This is a genomic window from Blastococcus sp. SYSU DS0828 (assembly GCF_054050975.1).
The window spans coordinates 95,097-117,875 of record NZ_JBJHAK010000010.1; the positions used below are offsets into that span (position 1 = coordinate 95,097).

Here is a 22,779-nt window from a genome sequence, read left to right on the forward strand (position 1 = left end):
GCCCCGTCCCGAGGCTCGCCCCGAGCGTGCGAGGGGTGAGGAGGACGGGGTCCTCTTTCAGGAGCCGGGGAGGAGCAGCACCTTCCCGACGTGCTCGCTCGCCTCGACGACGCGGTGCGCCTCGGCCGCCCGCGCCATGGGTAGCCGCCGGTCGACGACCGGCCGGATCGTCCCGCGCTCGACGTCGGGCCACACGTCGTGCCGCACCGCGGCGACGATGTCGGCCTTGCCGCCGGGGCCGGTCGCCGGCCGCGAACGCAGGGCGGTGGCGTGCACCGCCGCCCGCTTGCGCAGCAGCGTGGCGATGTCGAGCTCCGCCTTCGACCCGCCCTGCATGCCGATGATCACCAGCCGGCCCCCGACGGCCAGCGCCTCCAGGTTCCGGGCCAGGTACTTGGCGCCCATGTTGTCCAGGACGACGTCGACGCCGCGGCCGTCGGTCGCCTCGCGCACGCGCTCCACGAAGTTCTCGTCGCGGTAGTTGATCGCGACCTCGGCGCCGAGCTCGCGGCAGACGTCCAGCTTGGCCGCGGTGCCGGCGGTGGTGAGCACGCGGGCCCCGGCGCCGGCGGCGAGCTGGATGGCCATGGTCCCGATGCCGCTGGACCCGCCGTGGACGAGGAAGGTCTCGCCCCTGCCGAGCCGGGCCAGCATGAACACGTTCGACCACACCGTGCAGGTCACCTCGGGCAGCGCGGCCGCCGTGGCCAGCTCCACCCCGGCGGGCTTGGGCAGCAACTGCCCGGCCGGGACGGCGACCCGCTCGGCGTAGCCGCCACCGGAGAGGAGCGCGCACACCTCGTCGCCGACCGACCAGCCGGTCACGCCCTCGCCGACCTCGCTGACGACGCCGCTGCACTCCAGGCCGAGGATCTCGCTGGCGCCCTTGGGCGGCGGGTAGAAACCCTGCCGCTGGAGCAGGTCGGCCCGGTTCACCGCGGCGGCCGCGACGTCGACGAGCACCTCGCCGGGGCCGCACACCGGGTCAGGGACCTCGGCCCAGGTGAGCACCTCCGGGCCGCCGGGTTCGCTGATCGTCACCGCGCGCATGGCCCGACCCTAGAAGGACCCCCTGCCCCCCGCCGCTCGCAGGCTCGCGTCGGGCGCCGGCAGGGGGCCGCTCTTGCCCTACGCCGCTCGCAGGCTAGCGTCGGGCGCCGTTGCCGCGCCGGAGACGGCGACGGTGCTGCCCACGGCGTCGCTGGCGGTGGCGAGGTCGGCGAGCACCGCGCCGACGGCCCGGCGGGACACCTTCATCCCGTCCGTCCCGCCCGTCCGGGACGTCGTGGCGGCCTCGTCGCCGTCGGTCAGGTAGACCGGCTGCACGATCGTCCAGTCCAGCGCGCTGGCCCGCACGATCTGCTCCTGCCGCTCGTGGTCGGCGATCTGCGGGCGGAGAACCAGGGCGAAGACCACCCGTGAGGTGAACGGCAGCCGGTCGCGCGTCTCGCCGACCCCGTAGGACGACTGGACGACGAGCCGGCGCACGCCGTGCCGCTGCATCGCGGCGACCACCGTGGCGGTCCCCCGCGAGCGCACGTCCAGGGGTGTGCCGGAACTGCCGCGCAGCCGCACCCTCAGCGCGGGCTCGGCGATGCCCAGAGCGACCACGACGGCGTCCTGGCCGTCCACGGCCCGGCCGACGTCGGCCGCGCTCGTCGCATCCCCGTCGACCCCACGGGCGCCGCGCCGTCCGCCGAACGCCGTGCCCGCCGCCCGCGCGAACGCGGTGACCTCGTGTCCTCGGGCGACCAGGGCGTCGACCGCTGCCCGACCCGAACCGCCCGTCGCTCCCACGACCAGTACTCGCATGACCCGCTCCTTCGGTGGTGGAGGTGCTGCCGGCGCGTTGCCGACGTCGTCCACCCTGGTCTGGACGGGCAGTCGGGAGAACGCCCGTCCGTCGCCGTTCCATGACCGTTCGTCCAGCGGATCTGGACTGGCGGTCCCCGCGCGGTCAGGCTCTCGGCATGGCCGTCGACCCCGCCGCCCCCTGGGCTCCCGTCGACCCGCTCGGGGGCGTCCTCGGCGACCTGCGCATGCGCGGCACGTTCTACTGCCGCGCCGAGGGCCGGGCACCCTGGGGCGCGGAGATGCCCGCGATTGCGGGCTGCATGAGCTTCCACGTGGTCACCGAGGGCGGCTGCCTGCTCGAGGTCGACGGCACGGTGCACCAGCTACGGGCCGGGGACCTGGCGCTCGTGCCGCACGGGCGCGGGCACCTGCTGCGCAGCGATCCGGGCGCGCCGATCGCGGGCCGGGCCGACCTGCTGCCGCAGGACTACCTCGGCGAGCACTACTCGGTGCTGCGGATCGACGGCGGCGGGGCGCCGTCCCGGCTGATCTGCGGGGTGGTCGAGCCCGAGCGGCCGGGTGCGCTGCACCTGCTCGACCTGCTGCCCCCGGTGCTGCTGGTCGAGGCCGGCGACGCGCGCGCGGGCTGGTTGTCGGTGCTGCTGGGGATGATCGCCGACGAGGTGCGCCAGGACCGGCCCGGCGCCGAGGCGGTGGTCACCCGGCTGGCCGACGTCATCGTGGTGCAGGCGATCCGCGGGTGGCTGGACACCGGGGCCACCGGGCCCGGGTGGCTGCGCGCGCTGCGCGACCCGCAGGTGGGCCGGGCGGTCGCGGCGGTGCACCGCGAGCCGGGCGCGGCGTGGACGCTGGACCGGCTCGCCCGTGAGGCGCGGATGTCGCGCTCGGCGTTCGCGGCCCGCTTCACCGAGCTCGCCGGCGAACCCGCGCTGCGCTACGTGACCCGCTGGCGGATGCACCTCGCCACGGCCGCGCTCGCCCGCGGTGCCCGGGTCAACGAGCTGGCCCGGCAGCTGGGCTACGAGTCCGAGGCCGCCTTCTCCCGGGCCTACAAGCGGGTGACGGCGGTGCCGCCGGTGACCGTCCGGGGCCGGCCGGAGGGATCCGCCCCCGGACGCGCGACGGCGCCGCGCCCCCGGGGGGATGCGGCGCCGTCGTCGTCGGTTACGCCCGGGCCTTGAGGTCCTTGCGCAGGATCTTGCCCGCCGCCGACTTCGGCACCTGCTCGATGAACTCGACGAAGCGGATCTTCTTGTGCGGGGCCACCTTCTCGGCCATGTAGGCCATCACGGCGTCCTCGGTGAGCTCCGAGCCGGGGGCCCGCACCACGAACGCCTTGGGCAGCTCCTCGCCGCTCTCCTTGTCCGGCACCCCGATCACCGCGGCGTCGGCGATCTCCGGGTGGTTGATCAGCACGGCCTCCAACTCGGCCGGGGCCACCTGGTAGCCCTTGTACTTGATCAGCTCCTTGACCCGGTCGACGACGGTGTAGCGGCCGTGCTCGTCGACGATCGCGACGTCGCCGGTGTGCAGCCAGCCCTCGCTGTCGATGGTGCCGGCGGTGGCGTCGGGGTTGTTGAGGTAGCCCTTCATCACCTGCGGGCCGCGCACCCACAGCTCGCCGCGCTCGCCCGGCGCGGCGTCCTCACCCGTGCCCGGGTCGATCAGCCGGCACTCGGTGTTGGGCACCGCGTAGCCGACCGAGCCCTTCGGCACCTCGCTGGTGACGCCGGGCGGCTCCGCGCCCGGGTCGGGCGTGGTGTGCGACACCGGGGAGAGCTCGGTCATCCCGTAGCCCTGGCCGACCGAGACGCCGGTGTCGGCGCCCTTGCGCAGCCGGTCCTGGGCGGCCAGCGCGAGCTGCTCGTCGAGCGGGGCGGCGCCGGAGAGGATCGAGGTCAGCGAGGAGAGGTCGTACTGGTCGACCAGCGGGTGCTTGGCCATGGCCAGCAGGATGGGCGGCGCCACGAACGCCCGGGTGATCTTGTGGTCCTGGATGGTGCGCAGGAAGTCCTCGAGGTCGAACCGCGGGAGGGTGACGACGGCGCCGCCCCAGGCCAGGCCCTGGTTCATCAGCACGGTGAGGCCGTAGATGTGGAAGAACGGCAGGACGGCGATGATCCGCTCCTCCTCGCCCAGCTGGATCAGCGGGCGGCACTGCGCGACGTTCGCCACCAGGTTGCGGTGGGTGAGCATGACGCCCTTGGGCAGCCCGGTCGTGCCGCTGGAGTAGGGGAGCGTGACCAGGTCGTTGGCCGGGTCGATGTCCACCTGGACGCTCGGGGCGTCGGCGCCGAGCAGGTCGAACAGGTTGGCGTGGCCCTCGGCGCCGTCGAGCACGATGACCTCGTCGACCGGCGACTTCTCCACGGCTGCGGTGGCGCGGTCCATGAACAGCGAGATGGTGATGAGCATCTTCGCCCCGGAGTCCTTCAGCTGGAAGGCGATCTCCTCGGGCGTGTAGAGCGAGTTGATCGGGCTCATCACGCAGCCGGCCGCGGCGATGCCGTGGAAGACCACCGGGAACCACGGGGTGTTCGGGCAGAAGACGGCGACGACGTCGCCCTTGCGCAGCCCGCGGGCGTGCAGGTTGGCGGCGACCCGGTCCACGTACTGGGCCAGCTGACCGTGGGTGATCACGTCGCCCTTGAGGCCGTCGATCAGCGCCGGTGCGTCGGGCTTCTCCCGGCCGGCCGCCAGGACGAACTCGGGGACGGAGACGTTCGGGATCTCGACGTCGGGATAAGGGCTGGACAGCGCCACGGGTGTTCCTCCTCGCATGGTGTGTGGCGCCAGTCTCACACCCGCGGTGTCCCCGCTCACAAGGGGGTTACCGGCGGGTTCGCCCGATCAGCGGGGCCAGAGCACCGACTGCGTGCAGCGGAACAGCGCGATGGTCTTCCCGGTGTCGGCGTTGCGCACGACGGCGTCCCACACCTGGGTCGTCCGCCCGGCGTGCACGTTGGTCGCCTCGCACGCGATGCGCCCCTCGCGCGCGGTGCCCAGGTGGTTGCTCTTCAGCTCGATCGTGGTGAACCCGCTGGAGCCCGCGGGCAGCAGCGCCCGCGTCGGCAGCCCGCAGCTGGTGTCGGCCAGGGTGACGACAGTGCCGGCGTGCAGGTAGCCGTTGGGTGCCAGCAGCTCGGGCCGGATGTCGAGGTGGCTCGTGAGCCGGCCGGGCTCGTGGGTGTCGACGACGATGCCGAGCAGGCCCGGGAAGGTGCCCGGCAGCAGGTCGTTGAGCTCGTCGGCGGTCAGGAACCCGGTGGCGGACATGGCTGGCAACGTAGCGAGCGCCCTCGGGACGGCGACCGGCACCCGCCTCGCCGGGCGACCTCCTGGCTCACCGTGCGGGGTCCTGGCTCACCGTCGACGCTGAGCCAGGACCCATAACGATCAGGTCACCTGATCATCAGGCGAGGCCGCGGACGGTGCGGAGCGGCGGGCGGGTGCCCTGGATGGACGCCACCATGTCCAGCGTCTGGCGGGTCGCGGCGACGTCGTGGGCGCGGAACACCCGCGCCCCCAGCCAGGCGCTCACCGCGGTCGCCGCGAGCGTGCCGGTGAGCCGTTCCCCGACGGGGACGTCGAGGGTCTCGCCGACGAAGTCCTTGTTCGACAGCGCCACGAGGACCGGCCAGCCGGTGGCCACGAGCTCGCCCAGCCGGCGGGTGGCCTCCAGCGAGTGCCGGGTGTTCTTGCCGAAGTCGTGCCCCGGGTCGACCAGCACCCGCTCCCGCGCCACCCCCGCCGCGACCGCCGCCTCGGCCAGGGCCGTGGTCCGAGCGACGATGTCGGCGACCACGTCGGCGTAGGCGATCCGGTGCGGCCGCGTGCGCGGCGGCAGCCCGCCGGCGTGGGTGCACACGATCCCCGCGCCCGCCTCGGCCGCCACCGCCGCGAGCTCCGGGTCGACCCCGCCCCAGGCGTCGTTCACGATGTCCGCGCCGGCGGCCAGCGCCTCCCGGGCGACCTCCGCCCGCCAGGTGTCGATCGAGATCGGCAGCGCCGGGTGTGCCGCGCGGATGGCGGCCACGAGGTCGACGGTCCGGCGCACCTCCTCGGCGGGGGAGACCTCCTCGCCGGGCGCGGCCTTCACCCCGCCGACGTCCACCATGTCCGCACCCTCGGCGACCACCCGGTCGACGCGCTCCACCGCCGCGGCCAGCTCGTAGGTGGCGCCGCGGTCGTAGAACGAGTCGGGGGTGCGGTTCACGATCGCCATGACCGCGAACGCGCCGTCCGGCACCTCGAGGGCCCCCAGTCGCAGCAACCCGCTCCCCGTCCGATCGTGGTGTGTGGTGGAGTCAGCCAACCAGACCGTCCACGAGGAGGCAGACAGATGGCGCAGACGACGGCGCACGGCGTCGAGGGGGTCCAGGGCCTGGTCGGGCAGCACCTGGGCCACAGCGACTGGGTGACGATCACCCAGGAGCAGGTGAACCAGTTCGCCGAGGCGACCGGCGACCACCAGTGGATCCACGTCGACCCGGAGCGGGCGAAGAAGGAGAGCCCGTTCGGCGGGCCGATCGCGCACGGCTACCTGACGCTGTCGCTGCTGCCGTCCCTGATGCCGCAGATCGTGGAGATCGGCGGGTTCCGCATGGGCGTGAACTACGGCACGGAGAAGGTGCGCTTCCCCTCCCCGGTGCCCGTGGGCGCACGGGTGCGGGCCGGTGCCACGCTCGAGGCGGCGACGCCGTTCGAGGGCGGCATCCAGATGAACCTCGCCGTGACCATGGAGGTCGAGGGCGGCAGCAAGCCGGCGATGGTCGCCACCGTCGTCTACCGCCGCTACCTCTGAGACCCCGCGGGGACTTCCTGCACCCGGAAGTCCCCGCGGGGCGGCCCCGTCCAGAGGCTCGCGCCGAGCGTGCGAGGCGTGAGGAGGACGGGGTCCTTCCTCAGTCGACGAGGGCCTGGTTGACGAGCTGGCGCAGGTAGTTGCGGATCGGCAGGGTGCTCGAGGGCAGCAGCTGCGTGTAGAAGCCGACGGTGATGTCCTCGACCGGGTCCACGTAGAACGCCGTGGACGCCGCCCCGCCCCAGCTGTAGTCGCCGATGTTCGAGACGACGCCGTAGCGCGTCGGGTCGATCACCATCGAGACCCCGAGACCGAAGCCCACCCCGCGCAGCGGGGTCTCGGCGAAGAGCGGACGGCCGAAGCTCTCCAGGTCCTGGCCGCCGGGGATGTGGTTGCGCACCATGTGCGCGAGCGTGCGCGGGCCGAGCAGCCGGCCGCCGTCGTAGGCGCCACCGCGGCGCAGCATCTCCGCGAACCGCAGGTAGTCCCCGGCGGTGGAGACCAGCCCGCCGCCGCCGGAGAGGAACGCGGGCTTGCTCAGCGCCGCCTGCCCCATGGCGTCGAGCGGGGCGAAGCCCGTGGGCGCGCCACCCGGCTGCCCGGGGGTGGCGGCGTAGAGCCGGGCCAGGGTGTCGGGGTCGTCCTCGGGGCGCAGCCCGAACGACGTCTGGGCCATGCCGAGCGGCCCGAAGATGCGAGAAGCGAAGAACTCGTCCAGCGGTTGCCCGGAGACGACCTCGACCAGCCTGCCCAGGACGTCGGTGGAGACGCCGTAGTTCCACTCGCTGCCGGGCTGGAACACCAGGGGCACCGAGGCCCACTGCCGGCAGACCTCGGCGGAGTCCGCGCCCGGCGGGGTGCCCCACTCGTGCCCCATCGTGCGGTACATCGCGTCCACGGGGTGGGCGTGGTGGAAGCCGTAGGTGAGCCCCGACATGTGGGTCAGCAGGTGCCAGATCCGGATCGGCTCCACCTGCGGGGCGGTCACCGGCTTCATCGCCGACCCGGCGACGTAGACCCGGGTCTCGGCGAACTCGGGCAGCCACCGCGAGATCGGGTCGGTGAGCTGGAAGGCGCCTTCCTCGTACAGCATCATCGCCGCCACCGAGGTGACCGGCTTCGTCATCGAGAAGATCCGCCACCGGGTGTCCAGCTCGACGGGGAGGCCGTTCTCCACGTCGCGGGAGCCGTAGCGCCCGACGTGCACCAGCTTCCCGTGCCGGGCGACCGTCACCAGGAAGCCGGGCAGCTGGCCGTCCTCGACGTAGCGGGCCAGCCGGCCGTCCAGGCGTCCCAACCGGGCGGGGTCCATGCCCACCTCGGCCGGGTCGGTGACCACCTGCAGTTCGTCGCTCACGCGCACCTCCGGGTCCCGGGCGCCGTCCGCCGCCGGGCGACGCCTCGACCGGCATCCTGACTCACGCCGTTGTGAGCCGGGACACACGGGGGTCTCGGCGTCCGCCCGGCTGCGGGCGCGACCTGCGATCAGACCGGGACGGAGCTCGCGGCCTTCTTGAGGTTCGAGCCGGCGGTCACCTTGACGGTGTTGGCCGCGGGGATGTCGATCGACTCACCGGTCTGCGGGTTGCGGCCGGTGCGGGCGGAACGCTGGGTCCGCTCGACGGTGATCAGCCCGGAGACGGCGACCTTCTCGCCACGGGTGATGGCGTCGACCAGCTCGTCCTGCAGGCCGGCGAGGACCGAGTCGACGGTCGAGGCCGGGACGTCGGCGCGCTTGGCGATGGCGGAGACCAGTTCGGCCTTGTTCATGTGTTTCCTCTCGTAGGCGGTGGCGGTGCCGTGTGCTCGGCACTCAGCCGGGTCTTCCCTCCCGGACGCGCGGCGCGCCGCCGGGGTTCCCGCACCCGCGCTCGTCGCGGGGTGCGGCCGGCCCGTCTCGCGGGAGTCCGGGCCGGCAGCACGGTGTCATGCCGCCTGCTGTCCTGGCCAGTGGGGGGTACCGCGAAACCCCGCAGCAGACCCGCCGGTCACAGCGGTAACGCCCCTCCGTGGGCCGGGCGACGCGCCGGGGCGGCAGGCCCCGGGGGCGCGCCCGGGGCCCGCGGGAGCGCGCCGGCGGAGGAGCTCCCTCAGACGTCGACGATGTGCGAGCGGACCGACGCGACCAGCTCGGGGCCGACCTCGTGGATGCCGTGCGCGGCGGCGCCGTGGGGCACCGCCTGGGCGAAGATGCCGTCCTCGTCGGCCGCGGTGAACGTGGCGTCGCAGCCGGGGATGACGTCGCCGCAGGCGAAACGCTTCATGGGGGTCTCTCCTCTGGTGGGGTCAGCGATCGGACCTGGCGCTGGAGGCCAGGTCCTCGATCCGCAGCAGCCCGAGCACGTGGCCGGTCGGGTCCGTGCAGACGACGGGGTCGAAGCGGTGGGCGGGCGGTCGGGTGAGCGCCCGGCGCAGCGCGTCGCCGATGTCGGTCGAGGGGTGCACCCGCAGCGAGACCGGCGCGGTGTGCACCTCACCGGTCCGCGGGTCGCAGAGCAGCAGCGCCGCGGGCTCGCCGTGCGGCCCCACCACGACGGCCGGCGGGGTGGCGGGCACGTCCTCGCCGAGCACGTACTGGCGCACCGGGCGCAGCAGGCTGGCGACGCTGTCGGTCAGCCGCGCGCGTGCCACGTGGGCGCGCACCAGCCGGGCGATCTCGGGGTCCAGTGGCCGGAACTCCGGGGCCGGGCGGCCGAGCAGCCAGCCCTGGGCCAGCGGCACGCCGAGGCGGGTGACGGCGGCGAGTTCCGCGGGGGTCTCCACGCCCTCGGCCAGCAGCCAGGCGTCGATGCGCCCGGCGAACTCGCCGATCATCTCGACCAGCGCCATGCGCACCGGGTCGCCGTCGACGTCGGAGACGAGGGCACGGTCGAGCTTCACCAGCTGCGGCCGGACGGCGGCCAGCTGCTGCAGCCCCGAGTAGCCGCTGCCGGCGTCGTCGAGGGCGATGAGCGCACCGCGCTGCCGCAGGGCGTCGGTCTGCTGGCGCAGGGTGGACAGGTCGTCGACGGGGGTGTGCTCGGTCAGCTCCACCACGACGCGGTGCAGGTCGGGCCGGGTGGCCAGGGCGGTCTGGATCACGTCGGTGCCCAGCAGGTGCGGGCTGACGTTCACCGTCAGGAAGGTGTTGGCGGGCAGCGCGTCGACCGCGGCGAGCGCCTTGTGGATGGCCAGCGCCTCGAGCTCGGCAGCGACCCCGGCCTCGGTGGCGGCGGCGAACCAGACGTCGGGCCCGGCCGCGCCGGGGAAGCGGGCCAGCGCCTCGTAGCCGGCGATGCTCGCCGCGGCGAGGTCGACGATCGGCTGGAACACGAGAGTCAGGTCGTCGGCGTCGGCGAGCAGCGGACGGCAGTCCGGCAGACCGATGGTGCGCGTGCCCAGCATGGTCAGGGGATCGACCGGTGCGCTCCGCTCCTTGACCGCAGCTATGCGCCCTCACCCGGCGGGGGGAGACGCGCCGCGCCGCCGGCGGGGACACCCGTCCGGATCCGTCGGGAAGCCGTGCCAGCATGTGCGGAGGACGCCCCCGGCCCGGGGGCAGCGGACGCCGGGTGGAGGGTGCGTGGCCACGAGAGGCTCCGCCGTCCCGGACGGGCAGGTCGAGCCGGACCCGCTCACCGATCCGCTGCGCGTGGCGGCGGCGCGCCGGCTGCTGCTGGAGGTCCCGGGGCCCGCGGCCTTCGACCGGCTCTCGGCGCTGGCGGCCCGGCTCGTGGACGCCGGCCACGCGAAGGTCACCCTCTTCACCGACCACGACGTCGTCGTCGGCGGGTACGGGCTGCCCGCCGGCGTGGTCGGGGGGCCGGCGCTGGCGACCGGCGCCCTCTCGGCCATCACGGTTCGCCAGGGCCGGCCGCTGAAGGTCGCGGCGGCCGCGGAGGACCCGCGGGTGGCGGATCTGCCCGCCGTCGCCTCCGGCGAGGTCGGGGCCTACCTGGGCGCGCCGTTGATGGCCGCCTCGGGGCAGGTCGTGGGCGCGCTGGCCGTGTACGACGCGGCGCCGCGGAGCTGGTCCGAGGACGCCGCCGAGCTGCTGGAGCAGCTGGCGGCCTCCGTCGTCGCCGAGCTGGAGCTCTCGGCGGCGCAGTCGGCGGTCGGCACCTCGCGGGCCTGGCTCGAGGTCGCGCTGGAGGCGAGCTCCGTCGGCATCTGGGAACGGGACCTGCGTACCGGGACGATCCACTGGGACGACCGGTGCGCGGCGCTGTTCGGCCTGGAGTCCGCGGTGGAGCTGAACTCGCTGGACGACGTCCTCGAGTCGCACGTGCACCGCGACGACCACGCCACGATGGCCGAGGCCATGCGGGTGGCGATCGAGGAACGCAGCGACTACACCATCGAGTTCCGGGCGCTGCGCGAGGACGGCGCCACCCGCTGGGTGCTCGCCCGCGGCCGCGTGGTCGCCGACGCGACCGGCGCACCGGCGCGGGTCCTCGGCACGGCCGTCGACATCACCGAGGCCCGCGGCCAGGCGCAGCGGCGGCTCACCGCCGTGCAGCGGGCCGCCGCCATCGCCGAGGTGGCGGCCGAGCTGGCGAACGCCGCCCGGCTGGACCAGCTCGCCGACATCGCGCTGCGCGGAGCGCAGGTGCTGGGCGCGGAGTCCAGCGCTCTGGCGGTCTTCGACTCGTCGGGCGGTCCGCTGCGGCTGCGCATGACCGGCAACATGGTCGCCACCGTCCGGGAGGGCGCGCCGGACGCCTGGCTCGAGGACGGCGTCGTCCTCCCGATGGACGACGCGCTCCCCGCGCAGCACGCGGCCCGGCACGGGCGCCGGTTGCTGCTCGGCGACCCCGGCGAGGCGGTTGCCCGGTTCCCGGCGCTGGAGCCGGTCGTCGAGCTGCTCGGGCTGGGGGCGCTGGCGACGATCCCGCTGCGCATCGAGGGGCGGCTCCTGGGGGCCTTCCTCGCGGCGTGGACCACCGAGCACGAGTTCACCGCCGACGACGTCGAGGTGCTCGAGGCGCTGGCCGCGCAGATCGCGCTGAGCGTCTCGCGCCTGCAGGCCGACGCCGAGCGCGGTGCAGCGGTCGCGGCGATGGCGCAGGCCAACCAGCGGCTGCGGCTGCTCGCGGACGCCGGCCGGGTGCTCTCGGGCACCCTGGACATCGACCAGCAGATCGGGCAGCTCGCCGCGCTGGTCGTGCCCGCCCTGGCCGACTGGTGCTGGATCCTGGTCACCGACGAGCAGGGCCGGCTGCACGGGCTGGCCAGCAGCCACCGCGACCCCGCGCGCCGCGAGGAGGTCCAGGCCTACGTCCGGGCGATGGTCGCGGAGATGACCGAGGAGTCGGCCGCGCGGCAGGTGACCGCCACCGGTCGCCCGATGGTGCTGCCGGACATCGACGGCGAGCACGTCGCCCGCGCGCTGCCCGACCCCGCCACCCGGGAGCTCTTCGCCCGGCTGGGCGCCGCCTCCGCCGTCGTCGTGCCGCTGGTGGCGCGGGGGCAGGGGCTCGGCGCGCTCGGGCTGTTCACCGCTGAGCACCGGGGCCCGCTCGGGGAGGCCGAGGTGGACACCGCGGTGGAGATCGGCCGGCGGGCGGGCCTGGCCCTCCACCAGGCGCGGCTGTACGGGCAGCAGCGCGACCTGGCCGACGCCCTGCAGCGCAGCATGCTCACCGAGCCGCCGCAGCCGGAGCACTGCGAGATCGTCGTCCGGTACGTGCCGGCCGCCGAGGGCGCCGAGATCGGCGGCGACTGGTACGACGCGTTCCTGCAGCGCGGCGGCACCACCGTGCTGGCGATCGGCGACGTCGTCGGCCACGACACCCGGGCGGCCGCCGCGATGGGCCAGGTGCGCGGCCTGCTGCGCGGCATCAGCTACTCCAGCGGTGGCTCGCCGGCGGAGGTGCTCACCGAGCTCGACCGGGCCGTCCACGGCCTGGCGCTGAACACGATGGCCACCGCGCTGGTGGCCCAGCTGGAGCCCGAGCCCGGCGACGAGGCCGGCCGGATGCGGCTGCGCTGGGCCAACGCGGGGCACCCGCCGCCGGTGCTGCTGGCCTCCGACGGCAGCGTCGTCCTCCTCGACGGCAAGCAGGCCGACCTGCTGCTGGGCGTGGCGCCGGAGACGGCGCGGGAGGACCACGTCGCCGTCCTCGCGTCGGGCGCCACAGTGCTGCTCTACACCGACGGGCTGGTCGAGCGGCGGGACCGCGACATCGACGAGGGCACCGAGCAGCTGCTGGAGGTGCTCGGCGAGTGCGAGGGGCTGCCCCTCGACGAGTTGTGCGACCGGGTGCTCGAGCGCATGTTCCTGCCCGACGCGGAGGACGACGTCGCCGTCCTCGCCGTCCGGCTGAGCTGACCCGAGCCCGCGAGGGGCGGCTCGTCGCGACGTGCTGGAGCGGCCCCCGTGCAGGGCCCCGGCCCGAGCCTGCGAGGGCCGGGGAGCACGGGGGTCCTCTTACTGGCCGGGCGGGACGTCCAGGTCGGTCGCCGTCCCGGCGGGGGTGCTCGCCCGCAGCTCGGCGTCGCGGGCGGCCATCGCCTCCTGCCGGGCCGGCTCCTCCTCCAGGATCGCCGCGGCCTTCCAGTCCGCCGGGATGGCGAAGGCGTCGACCAGCGTGGTCAGGTGCGGCCGCAGCTGCTTGAGCAGACCGTTCACCGTGGCCGTGAGCGCCTTGGCCCGGGCCGGGGTGAGCTGCCCGTGCTCCAGGAACCAGCCCTTGTCCGCCTCGATGGTCGAGAGGGCGTAGAGGTCGCACAGGGTGTCCAGCAGCGCCTTCGCCGCGGGGTCGCTGACGCGGTCCACACCTTCGACGAACGCCTCCAGGACGATCCGGTCGATGTGCGCCTCGGCGGTCTTCAGCACGTGGTCCTGGACGTCGTTGAAGACGTCGAACGGAGCCATGCCCTCGGTGGTGGAGTTGTTGCGCAGCCGCCGGATGGCGCCCTCGAGCGCGTGCTTCTCGCGGAACTCGAGCATCTTGGCCTGCCAGCCGCGGTCGAGCATCGGCACCTCGTCGTCCCGGCCGGGGACGGCGTCGACCAGCCGCTGGAGGAGCGCGCGGGCCGCCGTCCGCTCCAGCACCGTCTCGCGCACCATGTCGGCGACGAAGCCGACCCGGCCCCAGCCGTCGAGCGAGCCGAAGGCGTCCCGGTAACCGGTCAGCAGACCCTTGGCCACCAGCTGCAGCAGGACGGTGTTGTCGCCCTCGAACGTGGTGAAGACGTCGGTGTCGGCCTTGAGGTGGGGGAGCCGGTTCTCCTGCAGGTAGCCCGCGCCGCCGCACGCCTCGCGGCACATCTGGATGGTGCGGGTGGCGTGCCAGGTCTGGGCCACCTTGAGCCCGGCGGCGCGCGACTCCAGCTCCCGCTGGGCCTGCTCGTCGATCCCCTGGCCGTGCTCGTGCACCGCCGTCTGGACGTCGTGCATGGTGCTCACCAGCTCGTTCTGGGCGAAGTGCAGCGCATAGGTCTTCGCCAGCGCCGGCAGCAGCTTGCGCTGGTGCACCAGGTAGTCGTTGATGACGACCTCGCGCTCCTCGCCGGGGGCGGCGAACTGGCGGCGGGTGTTGCCGTACCGGACGGCGATGTCGAGGGCCAGCTTGGTGGCCGCCGAGGCGGAGCCGCCCACGCTGACCCGGCCGCGCACCAGCGTGCCGAGCATCGTGAAGAAGCGGCGGGTCTCGTTCTCGATGGTGGAGGTGTAGGTGCCGTCCTCGGCGACCTGGCCGTAGCGGTCGAGCAGCATGTCGCGCGGCACCGTGACGTGGTCGAACGTCAGCCGCCCGTTGTCGACGCCGAGCAGCCCGGCCTTGGGGCCGTCGTCGCCGATGGTGACGCCGGGCATCGGGTTGCCGTCCTCGTCGCGGATGGGCACCAGCCAGGCGTGCACGCCGTGGTTCTTCCCCTGGGTGACCAGTTGCGCGAAGACGACCGCCATCCGCCCGTCCTTGGCGGCGTTGCCGATGTAGTCCTTGCGCGCGGCCTCGTGCGGGGTGTGCAGGTCGAACGTCTGCGTCGCCGGGTCGTATGTGCACGTGGTGCGCAGCTGCTGGACGTCGGAGCCGTGCCCGGTCTCGGTCATCGCGAAGCAGCCGGGCAGGTCGAAGCTCATGATGTCGCGCAGGTAGGTCTCGTGGTGCCGGCGCGTGCCGAGCAGCTGGACGGCGCCGCCGAACAGGCCCCACTGGACGCCGGCCTTGACCATGAGCGAGAGGTCGACGAAGGCGAGCATCTCGATCGAGGTGACCGAGCCGCCGGCGTCGGCCTCGCCGCCGAACTCCTTGGGGAAGCCCAGGGTCACGCGGCCGGACTCGGCCAGCTTCGCCGCCATGCGCGTGACCCGCTCCCGGGCCTCGGCCATCGACTCGCCGTAGACCGGCAGCATCTCGGGGTCGTGCAGGTTCTCGCGGGCGTCGCGGCGCACGTGCGCCCAGCGGCCGTCGAGGGCCTCCTGCAGGTGGGCCGGGTCGACCGTGGTCGGCAGGGTGCTCGTCACTGTTCCTCCTGGGACGTCGGTCGTGCGGTCGGTGCGGGTCGGTCGGGTCCGCGGTCGGGCATCGGGATGACGCCGGTGAGCCCGGACCAGGCCAGGTCGGTGAGGTGGGCGGCCAGTTCGGCCCGGGGCATCGGCCGGTCGGCCCGCAGCCACCAGTCGGCGGCGGCGCGGACCAGGCCGATCAGCCCGTGCCCCCACGGTCCGGCGGGTGCGGGGTCGAGGCCGGCCCGGGTCAGGGCGGTGCGCAGCAGCCCGGCCGCCTCGTCGCCCACCAGGTCGGAGAGGTTGTCGATGGGGTCGGCATCGACCGGTCGGTCGGTCGGGTGCAGGTGGACCACGAACCGGTACAGCTCGGGGTCGGCCTCGCAGAAGGCGAGGTAGGCCTCGACGGCCGCGGTGGTCATCGCGCGCGGGGACCCGGCGTCCTCCATCGCCGCCCGCAGCCGGGGGAGCAGTTGCTCGGCGACCCGGGCGCAGACGGCCACGTACAGGTCGGTGCGGTCGGCGAAGTGCCGGTAGACGACGGTCTTGCTGGTGCCGGCCTCGGCGGCGATCTCGTCCATGCCGACGCCCGCGCCGTGCCGGCCGATCGCGGCGACGGCGGCATCGACCAGTGCGGCGCGGCGGGCACGGCGGTGCTCGTCCCACCGCGAGCTGCGCCGGTCCCGGACGGCCGCGGCCGCCTCCCCCGACGACGGTGCCACCGCCCCCCCTCCCATGGCCTCGAGTTTCACGGAACCCACGGTACCGGGTACTGTTGGTACCGGCCAGTCCCACCGACTTCGGAGGTCCCGATGGCTACCCAGAACCCGGCCACCCGCAAGGCCGCGATCGTCGGCGGCAACCGGATCCCGTTCGCGCGGTCCAACTCCGCCTACGCGCAGGCGTCGAACCAGGACATGCTCACCGCCACGCTCGACGGGCTGGTCGCCCGCTTCGGGCTGCAGGGCGAGTCGGTGGGCGAGGTGGTGGCCGGCGCCGTCCTCAAGCACGCCCGCGACTTCAACCTCACCCGCGAGTCGGTGCTGGGCTCCAAGCTCTCGCCGACCACCCCGGCGTACGACGTGCAGCAGGCGTGCGGCACCGGGCTGGAGGCGGCGATCCTCGTCGCCAACAAGATCGCGCTGGGGCAGATCGAGTCCGGCATCGCCGGTGGCGTCGACACCACCTCCGACGCCCCGCTCGCGGTCAGCGAGGACCTGCGCCGCGTGCTCATCGCGCTGAACAACGCCAGGACGTGGCAGGACCGGCTCAAGGTCCTCGGCCGGATCCGCCCGGGCATGATCGCCCCGGAGATCCCGCGCAACGCCGAGCCGCGCACCGGCCTGGCGATGGGCGACCACGCCGCGATCACCGCGAAGGAGTGGGGGATCGGCCGCGAGGAGCAGGACGAGCTCGCCGCCCGCTCGCACCAGCTCATGGCCGCCGCCTACGACCGCGGGTTCTTCGACGACCTGGTGACGCCGTTCCTCGGGCTGGCCCGCGACAACAACCTGCGCCCGGACTCCAGCGTCGAGAAGCTGGCGAAGCTCAAGCCGGTGTTCGGCACGGGCGACCCCGACGCCACGATGACCGCGGGCAACTCGACCCCGCTCACCGACGGCGCCTCGGCCGTGCTGCTGGCCTCCGACGAGTGGGCCGACGCCAAGGGGCTGCCGGTGCTGGCGCACCTCGTCGACGCGCAGACCGCCGCCGTCGACTACGTGCACGGCGGCGAGGGGCTGCTCATGGCGCCGGTCTACGCCGTCCCGGTGCTGCTGGCCCGCAACGGGCTGACCCTGCAGGACTTCGACTTCTACGAGATCCACGAGGCGTTCGCCTCGACGGTGCTCGCGACGATGAAGGCCTGGGAGGACCCGGCCTACTGCAAGGAGAAGCTGGGCCTGGACGCCCCGCTGGGCTCGATCGACCGGACCAAGCTCAACGTCAACGGCTCGTCCCTGGCGGCGGGGCACCCGTTCGCCGCGACCGGCGGCCGGATCGTCGCCCAGCTGGCCAAGCAGCTGCACGAGGCGGGCCCCGGCAAGCGTGGCCTGATCTCCATCTGCGCCGCCGGCGGCCAGGGCGTCGTCGCCATCCTCGAGTCCTGACCTCGCGCACTCGCCGGCTCCACCCGCACGACCGGACGTGCAGCCGCGCCACGGCCCGGCTGCACGTCCGCTCGGGTGGCCGCAGCGGTGGGCAGGCGCTCCCGATCCCCTTCCTGGAGGCACTGAACAATGGCTGACTGGTACACGAACTTCGCCAATTCCGGCTTCGGCACCACGATCACCAAGCAGCTCGGCCTGCCGCGGCCGGCGGAGCTGCGCCGCTACGAGCCCGGGCAGCCGCTGCTGCCGGGGCCGGTGGTGGTCGGCTCCGCCGGCCAGGGCCGGCTGCGCGACACGGTCACCGCCGTCCTCCGGGACGCCGGGGTGACGGTGCAGTCGCCGGTCACCGCCGACGGCGGCACCGACGGCGAGAAGCTCGGCGCGGTCGTCCTCGACGCGACGGGGCTGACCGGGCCGGCCGACCTGGCCAGCGCACACGACTTCCTGGCCCCGGCGATCAAGCGGCTGCGCACCTCCGGCCGGGTGCTGGTCCTGGCCGACCCGCCGTCGGACGCCGGCTCCCCGGCGCAGGCGGCGGCCCGCCAGGCGGTGGACGGACTGGTCCGCTCCATCGGCAAGGAGCTGCTGAACGGGTCGACGGCCAACGCCCTGTTCGTTCCCGAGGGCGCCGAGGCGTCGCTGGCGAGCCCGCTGCGGTTCTTCCTCTCCGGCCGCTCGGCCTACGTCGACGGGCAGCTGCTCACCGTCTCGCCGGCCGACGTCCCGGCCAACCCCGACGAGGAGAAGCCGCTGGCCGGCAAGGTCGCCGTCGTCACCGGCGCCGCGCGTGGCATCGGCGCGGCGATCGCGAAGGTGCTCTCCCGGGACGGCGCCCACGTGGTGGCCGTCGACGTCCCGGCGGCGGGGGAGCAGCTGGCGAAGGTCGCGAACGAGATCGGCGGCACGGCCGTGGCGCTGGACATCACCGCCGAGGACGCCGGCCCCCGGCTGGTGCAGCAGCTCGTCGCGCGGCACGGCGGCGTCGACGTCGTCGTGCACAACGCCGGGATCACCCGCGACAAGCTGCTGGTCAACATGGACGCCGCGCGCTGGAACTCGGTGATGGCGGTGAACCTGCAGGCGCAGCTGGACATCACCCAGGCGCTGCTGGACGCCGAGGCCGCGCTCAGGCCCGGCGCCCGCGTCGTCTGCGTCTCCTCGCAGTCGGGCATCGCGGGCAACCGTGGCCAGACCAACTACGCGGCGAGCAAGGCCGGCGTCATCGGCATGGTGCGCGCCTGGGCGCCGGAGTTCGCCGGCCGGAACGCCACGATCAACGCCGTCGCGCCGGGCTTCATCGTCACCGAGATGACGGCGAAGATGCCCTTCGGCACCCGGGAGATCGGCTCGCGGATCAACTCGCTGCAGCAGGGCGGGCTGCCGGTCGACGTCGCCGAGACGATCGCCTGGCTGTCGCAGCCGGCCAGCGCCGGGGTCAACGGGCAGACCGTGCGGGTCTGCGGCCAGTCGATGCTGGGGGCCTGAGGTGGCGACGACGGAGTTCGACGGGCCGCCGAACATGGCGGCGCTGTTCGCGAAGGCGGCGCTCACCGCGCGCGGCCGGGGCGGGGAGCTGCCGAACACCCGGCTGGCGCGCACCGGGGTGGCGGTGGACGGCGCGCACCTCGCCGACTACGCGCGCGTCTGCGGGTTCCCGCTGACGGACTCGCTGCCGGCGACCTACCCGCACGTGCTCACCTTCCCGCTGCAGACGGCGCTGATGACCGACCGCGCGTTCCCGCTCGCCCTGCCCGGGCTGGTGCACGTGCGCAACCGGATCGACGTGCTGCGGCCGGTCGGCGTCACCGAGGCGCTCGACCTCGGGGTGTGGGCGGAGCGGTTCGCCCGCCATCCACGCGGGGCGACGGTCGACCTGTGCGCGTCGGTCTCGGCCGGCGGCGAGGAGGTCTGGCGGAGCCGCTCGACGTACCTGGCGCGGGGAGCCAGCGCTCCCGAGGGTGCACCGGAAAGCGATGTGACGGTAGCGGTGGGGGACCTGGAGCGCCCGGTCGCCACCTGGCGGGTCCCGGCCGACGCCGGCCGCCGGTACGCCACGGTCTCCGGCGACGTGAACCCGATCCACCTCTCGGGGCTCACCGCGAAGGCGTTCGGCTTCAAGCGGGCGATCGCGCACGGCATGTGGGTGAAGGCCCGCGTGCTGGCGGCGGTGGGCAACCGGCTGCCCGAGGCGTTCGGCGTCGACGTCGCCTTCCGCAAGCCGCTGTTCCTGCCCTCGACGGTCACCCTCGCCACCGCGCAGGCCGACGGCGGCTGGGATGCTGCCGTCCGCAACGCGAAGTCCGGCACCGAACACCTGGTCGGGACCATCCGTCCGCGCTGACCAGGGGCTCTTTCCGTCGTCGATCATCGGCGAATGGCCGGTCGACACGCCGGTGACGGCCACCAGATGCCGATGATCAACGGGCTGCACTGACAGGAGAACCCGCATGGCCGTGTCGTTCGAGCTCACCGAGGACCAGGTCGAGCTGCAGAAGTGGGTGCACGAGTTCGCCGCGACCGTCGTCCGCCCGGCGGCCGCCGAGTACGACGAGCGGGAGGCCTTCCCCTGGGAGGTGCTGCAGGAGGCGGCGAAGATCGGGCTCTACTCGCTCGACTTCTTCGCCACCCAGTGGTTCGACGAATCCGGCCTCGGCATCCCGCTCACCATGGAGGAGCTCTTCTGGGGTGACGCCGGCATCGGGCTGGCGATCGTCGGCACCACGCTGGCCGCGGCCTCGGTGCGTGCGAACGGCACCGACGAGCAGGTCGGCCAGTGGATCCCGGCCATGTTCGGCACGGAAGCCCAGCCGAAGGTCGCCGCCTTCTGCTCCTCGGAGCCCGACGCCGGGTCCGACGTCGGCGCCATGCGGACGCGGGCGGTCTACGACGAGGCGACCGACGAGTGGGTGCTGACCGGCACCAAGACCTGGGCGACCAACGGCGGGATCGCCGACATCCACGTGGTCACCGCCGTCGTGGACCCCGAGCTCAAGGCGCGCGGGCACGCCAGCTTCGTCGTCCCGCCGGGCACGAAGGGCATCAGCCAGGGGCAGAAGTTCCTGAAGCACGGCATCCGCGCCTCGCACACCGCTGAGGTCGTCCTCGACGAGTGCCGCATCCCCGGTGACTGCCTGCTCGGCGGGCGGGAGAGGCTGGAGGAGCGCCTCACCCGTGCCCGCGAGGGCGCGAAGAGCGGGCGCACCCAGCCCTCGATGGCCACTTTCGAGCGCACCCGGCCGGCGGTCGGCGCGCAGGCCGTCGGGGTGGCGCGGGCCGCCTACGACTACGCGCTTGACTACGCGAAGCAGCGGGTGCAGTTCGGCCGGCCGATCATCGAGAACCAGGCGATCGCCTTCCAGCTCGCCGACATGCGGACGCGGATCGACGCCGCCCGCCTGCTCGTCTGGCGGGCCGCGTGGATGGCGCGCAACGGGCAGCAGTTCACCGCGGCCGAGGGCTCGATGTCCAAGCTCGTCGCCGGGGAGACCGCGGTGCGGGTCACCGAGCAGGCGATGCAGATCCTCGGCGGCAACGGCTACACCCGCGACTACCCCGTCGAGCGCATGGCGCGGGACGCGAAGATCTACACCATCTTCGAGGGGACCTCGGAGATCCAGCGCCTGGTCATCGCCCGCACGATCTCCGGCGTGCAGATCCGGTGACGCGAGTCGCCGCCCCGGCAGGGTGGTGACGACGGCGTCGGGCACCCGCCGGGCGCCCGACGAGCGTCCCGTGACCTGACAACCCGCCGGACGGCGTTCGGCACAGTTTCGACTGCATCCACGAGCGCGTCGGCCGGTCGTCGGCGATCCAGGATCACGAACGGGTAACGCGCAGGCACGCCCGTGCCAGGCGGCGTTGCGCCACCGGAGCGCCGGAGTGCGCGTGGTCCCGTGCTCCGTCGCCCGGCTCCGGGCGTCCGCGCCCGGCGTCCCGGGTTCGATCATCACGGGGGTCGGCGTGCGTTCCACGTCTCCATCTCGTCGTGCCCTGGGCCTCGTGGCCGTCGGTGCGATGGGCCTCTCCACGACAGTTCTCGCGGTCGGCGGCGTCGCGCAGGCGGACCTGCCCACCGACATCTCCTGGGGCACCACGTCGGCGTCGACGATGACGGAGCCCATCCCGGCCGGCGTGTGCGCCGTCGACTGGGTGGTGTCGGGGGCGTCCGGTGGCGGCGGCAACCACAGCAACGGCGGTTTGGGTGGGCGCGTCGAGGCCCGCCTGCCCGCGACCCCCGGCCAGGTCTTCGAACTGGTGGCCGGCCAGAGCGGCGCCCCGTTCGACATCCCGGGATTCGAGGGACTAGGCGGCGGCAGCGGCGGTCAGCCCAGTGGTGGCAACGGTCACTTCGGCGGTGGCGGCGGCGGGCGCAGCGCACTCCTCCTCGACGGCTCGCCGCTGATCATCGCCGGCGGCGGCGGTGGTGGCGGCTACTACGTCGGCGGGGGGAACGCCGGCCCGGTCGGCGTGAAGGGCGTCGACGAGTCGGCGGGTGTCCTCGGCGGCACCGGCGGCACGGCCTCGGCGCCCGGCGCCGGCGGCGCGTCCGGCTGGAGCTCCGGGACGGGCGGCGACGGCATCGGCGGGGTCGGTGGTGCGGCCACGGGCCACAATGCGGGCGGTGGTGGCGGCGGCCTCTACGGCGGCGGCGCCGGGGGCAGCGACGGTGAGGACGGCGCCGGTGGCGGTGGTGGCTCGAACCTGGCGCCCGAGACGGCCACGGTGAACGGTGTCAGTGAGATCGGCGGCAACGGCTCGGTCAGCGGAAACTACGTCGACTGCCCCGCGCCGAACGCTCCGACGCTGACGGCCCTGACCGCGGGCGACGGCTCGGCCACGGTCGCCTTCACCCCCGGCACCGACACGGGGACGGCGGTCACCGGTTGGGAGTACCGGGTGGACAAGGACGCCTGGGCACCGTTGACCACGACCTCGACCAAGGATGGCGCGCGTACCGGCACGGTCCCGGGTCTGACCAACGGCACGCCGGCGATCGTGGTCGTGCGCGCCACCAGTGGTCGGGGACCGGGCGCGATCAGCAACGCGCTGACCGTCACGCCGTCCGCCCCGGTCACGAGCACCCCGCCGGCTCCGGAGCCGGCCCCGGAGGAGAAGGCGGACACCCCCCGGGTGCCGGCCACCGTCCCCACCACGTCGCTGACCCTGACCACCGACAAGGGTGACATCACCAGTGCCGCCCCGGGCGAGGAGCTGGTCGTCATCGGCACGGGATTCCGGCCGAACTCGACGGTGGCCATCGTCATCTACTCCGAGCCGCGGCTGCTGGGGACCGCGACCACCGATGGCAACGGCGACTTCCGCACGGCGGTGACCGTGCCGGCCGATCTCGCGGCGGGCCAGCACAGCCTGGTGGCTTCCGGCTTCGCGCCGGACGGCACGGAGCGCTTCCTCCGCCTGGACGTCACCGTCGCCGCACCCGCCGAGGACGAGACGACGGCGCCCACCGGCGCCGGCACCACGCTGGCCTCCACCGGTGCCGACATCGCCGTGCCGGTGGTGGGCGGACTGGTGGCGCTCGCCGCGGGTGGCGCGCTGCTGCGTGCCGCCCGCCGTCGCGCCGCCTGATCCGTACGGCCGCACGACGCATCTGGGGCCCGGGT

At 74.2% G+C, this 22,779-nt stretch carries 18 protein-coding genes and 1 pseudogene; 8 read left to right on the forward strand and 11 right to left on the reverse strand.

The genetic code is table 11. The features are described from left to right. Positions 1 to 57 precede the first annotated feature (57 nt). Together ACI79Q_RS10435 and ACI79Q_RS10440 are read right to left on the reverse strand one after the other, a co-directional pair. Entirely contained in the window at positions 58 to 1,050 is a 993-nt protein-coding gene (locus ACI79Q_RS10435; RefSeq protein WP_456590584.1) for an NAD(P)H-quinone oxidoreductase, read from the reverse strand. A 78-nt stretch (positions 1,051 to 1,128) separates the two neighbouring features. Then, entirely contained in the window at positions 1,129 to 1,812 is a 684-nt protein-coding gene (locus tag ACI79Q_RS10440) for an NAD(P)-dependent oxidoreductase (RefSeq protein ID WP_456590585.1), read from the reverse strand. A 158-nt stretch (positions 1,813 to 1,970) separates the two neighbouring features. Here ACI79Q_RS10440 and ACI79Q_RS10445 point away from each other — a divergent pair, with 158 nt between their 5' ends. Further along, positions 1,971 to 2,996: an AraC family transcriptional regulator gene (locus ACI79Q_RS10445; protein WP_456590586.1), complete on the forward strand. Its 1,026-nt coding sequence runs from the start codon at positions 1,971 to 1,973 to the stop codon at positions 2,994 to 2,996. Here ACI79Q_RS10445 and ACI79Q_RS10450 read toward each other — a convergent pair. The 3 genes from ACI79Q_RS10450 to folP form a co-directional block, all read right to left on the reverse strand. After that, positions 2,980 to 4,578, reverse strand: coding sequence for a 4-coumarate--CoA ligase family protein (locus ACI79Q_RS10450; RefSeq protein WP_456597345.1), 1,599 nt, complete (start codon positions 4,576 to 4,578; stop codon positions 2,980 to 2,982). The two genes, ACI79Q_RS10445 and ACI79Q_RS10450, sit on opposite strands and share 17 nt — an antisense overlap. A gap of 87 nt (positions 4,579 to 4,665) precedes the next feature. Next, entirely contained in the window at positions 4,666 to 5,091 is a 426-nt protein-coding gene (locus ACI79Q_RS10455) for a PaaI family thioesterase (protein WP_456590588.1), read from the reverse strand. Positions 5,092 to 5,227: 136 nt separating this feature from the next. Continuing rightward, positions 5,228 to 6,088 (reverse strand): dihydropteroate synthase, encoded by an 861-nt coding sequence (gene folP / locus ACI79Q_RS10460; protein WP_456590589.1) that lies wholly within the window; start codon positions 6,086 to 6,088, stop codon positions 5,228 to 5,230. A gap of 69 nt (positions 6,089 to 6,157) precedes the next feature. Between folP and ACI79Q_RS10465 the strand changes: the two genes are divergently transcribed. Further along, entirely contained in the window at positions 6,158 to 6,619 is a 462-nt protein-coding gene (locus ACI79Q_RS10465) for a MaoC family dehydratase (protein ID WP_456590590.1), read from the forward strand. A 100-nt stretch (positions 6,620 to 6,719) separates the two neighbouring features. On the opposite strand, the gene ACI79Q_RS10470 is transcribed toward ACI79Q_RS10465, so the two are convergent. From ACI79Q_RS10470 to ACI79Q_RS10485, 4 genes and pseudogenes are all read right to left on the reverse strand, one after another. Continuing rightward, entirely contained in the window at positions 6,720 to 7,976 is a 1,257-nt protein-coding gene (locus ACI79Q_RS10470) for a serine hydrolase domain-containing protein (protein WP_456590591.1), read from the reverse strand. A 128-nt stretch (positions 7,977 to 8,104) separates the two neighbouring features. Continuing rightward, positions 8,105 to 8,404: pseudogene (locus ACI79Q_RS10475) on the reverse strand (HU family DNA-binding protein); the annotation flags it as partial. Positions 8,405 to 8,709: 305 nt separating this feature from the next. Then, positions 8,710 to 8,883 (reverse strand): DUF1059 domain-containing protein, encoded by a 174-nt coding sequence (locus tag ACI79Q_RS10480; protein ID WP_456590592.1) that lies wholly within the window; start codon positions 8,881 to 8,883, stop codon positions 8,710 to 8,712. A gap of 22 nt (positions 8,884 to 8,905) precedes the next feature. Further along, positions 8,906 to 10,003 carry an EAL domain-containing protein gene (locus ACI79Q_RS10485; protein ID WP_456590593.1) on the reverse strand — a complete coding sequence of 366 codons (1,098 nt, stop codon included), beginning with the start codon at positions 10,001 to 10,003 and terminating at the stop codon, positions 8,906 to 8,908. A gap of 178 nt (positions 10,004 to 10,181) precedes the next feature. Between ACI79Q_RS10485 and ACI79Q_RS10490 the strand changes: the two genes are divergently transcribed. Continuing rightward, entirely contained in the window at positions 10,182 to 12,929 is a 2,748-nt protein-coding gene (locus ACI79Q_RS10490) for a SpoIIE family protein phosphatase (RefSeq protein ID WP_456590594.1), read from the forward strand. 99 nt (positions 12,930 to 13,028) lie between these two features. On the opposite strand, the gene ACI79Q_RS10495 is transcribed toward ACI79Q_RS10490, so the two are convergent. Then, positions 13,029 to 15,068: an acyl-CoA dehydrogenase family protein gene (locus ACI79Q_RS10495; RefSeq protein ID WP_456614661.1), complete on the reverse strand. Its 2,040-nt coding sequence runs from the start codon at positions 15,066 to 15,068 to the stop codon at positions 13,029 to 13,031. Further along, a complete protein-coding gene (locus ACI79Q_RS10500; RefSeq protein ID WP_456614662.1) occupies positions 15,065 to 15,802 on the reverse strand; it encodes a TetR family transcriptional regulator in 738 nt (245 codons plus the stop codon). The genes ACI79Q_RS10495 and ACI79Q_RS10500 overlap by 4 nt, the downstream gene beginning before the upstream one ends. 60 nt (positions 15,803 to 15,862) lie before the next feature. Here ACI79Q_RS10500 and ACI79Q_RS10505 point away from each other — a divergent pair, with 60 nt between their 5' ends. The 5 genes from ACI79Q_RS10505 to ACI79Q_RS10525 all read left to right on the forward strand — a co-directional run bounded on the left by ACI79Q_RS10505 (position 15,863) and on the right by ACI79Q_RS10525 (position 22,744). Beyond that, on the forward strand, positions 15,863 to 17,158 hold the full coding sequence (locus tag ACI79Q_RS10505) for an acetyl-CoA C-acetyltransferase (RefSeq protein WP_456600223.1): 1,296 nt from the start codon (positions 15,863 to 15,865) through the stop codon (positions 17,156 to 17,158). A gap of 129 nt (positions 17,159 to 17,287) precedes the next feature. Next, on the forward strand, positions 17,288 to 18,643 hold the full coding sequence (locus ACI79Q_RS10510) for a 3-oxoacyl-ACP reductase (RefSeq protein ID WP_456614663.1): 1,356 nt from the start codon (positions 17,288 to 17,290) through the stop codon (positions 18,641 to 18,643). Between the two features lies 1 nt (position 18,644). Further along, positions 18,645 to 19,499, forward strand: coding sequence for a MaoC family dehydratase (locus tag ACI79Q_RS10515; protein ID WP_456614664.1), 855 nt, complete (start codon positions 18,645 to 18,647; stop codon positions 19,497 to 19,499). 106 nt (positions 19,500 to 19,605) lie between these two features. Beyond that, a complete protein-coding gene (locus tag ACI79Q_RS10520; RefSeq protein WP_456614665.1) occupies positions 19,606 to 20,820 on the forward strand; it encodes an acyl-CoA dehydrogenase family protein in 1,215 nt (404 codons plus the stop codon). A gap of 337 nt (positions 20,821 to 21,157) precedes the next feature. Then, entirely contained in the window at positions 21,158 to 22,744 is a 1,587-nt protein-coding gene (locus tag ACI79Q_RS10525) for a fibronectin type III domain-containing protein (RefSeq protein ID WP_456614666.1), read from the forward strand. Positions 22,745 to 22,779: the final 35 nt, after the last annotated feature.

Excerpts from the sequence above, each read along its gene's own strand:
- ACI79Q_RS10455 (WP_456590588.1), bottom strand. The coding sequence starts at position 5,091 with ATGTCCGCCACCGGGTTCCTGACCGCCGACGAGCTCAACGACCTGCTG.
- ACI79Q_RS10465 (WP_456590590.1), top strand. The coding sequence starts at position 6,158 with ATGGCGCAGACGACGGCGCACGGCGTCGAGGGGGTCCAGGGCCTGGTC.
- ACI79Q_RS10435 (WP_456590584.1), bottom strand. The coding sequence starts at position 1,050 with ATGCGCGCGGTGACGATCAGCGAACCCGGCGGCCCGGAGGTGCTCACC.
- ACI79Q_RS10520 (WP_456614665.1), top strand. The coding sequence starts at position 19,606 with ATGGCCGTGTCGTTCGAGCTCACCGAGGACCAGGTCGAGCTGCAGAAG.
- ACI79Q_RS10480 (WP_456590592.1), bottom strand. The coding sequence starts at position 8,883 with ATGAAGCGTTTCGCCTGCGGCGACGTCATCCCCGGCTGCGACGCCACG.
- ACI79Q_RS10505 (WP_456600223.1), top strand. The coding sequence starts at position 15,863 with ATGGCTACCCAGAACCCGGCCACCCGCAAGGCCGCGATCGTCGGCGGC.
- ACI79Q_RS10445 (WP_456590586.1), top strand. The coding sequence starts at position 1,971 with ATGGCCGTCGACCCCGCCGCCCCCTGGGCTCCCGTCGACCCGCTCGGG.
- ACI79Q_RS10510 (WP_456614663.1), top strand. The coding sequence starts at position 17,288 with ATGGCTGACTGGTACACGAACTTCGCCAATTCCGGCTTCGGCACCACG.
- ACI79Q_RS10485 (WP_456590593.1), bottom strand. The coding sequence starts at position 10,003 with ATGCTGGGCACGCGCACCATCGGTCTGCCGGACTGCCGTCCGCTGCTC.
- ACI79Q_RS10440 (WP_456590585.1), bottom strand. The coding sequence starts at position 1,812 with ATGCGAGTACTGGTCGTGGGAGCGACGGGCGGTTCGGGTCGGGCAGCG.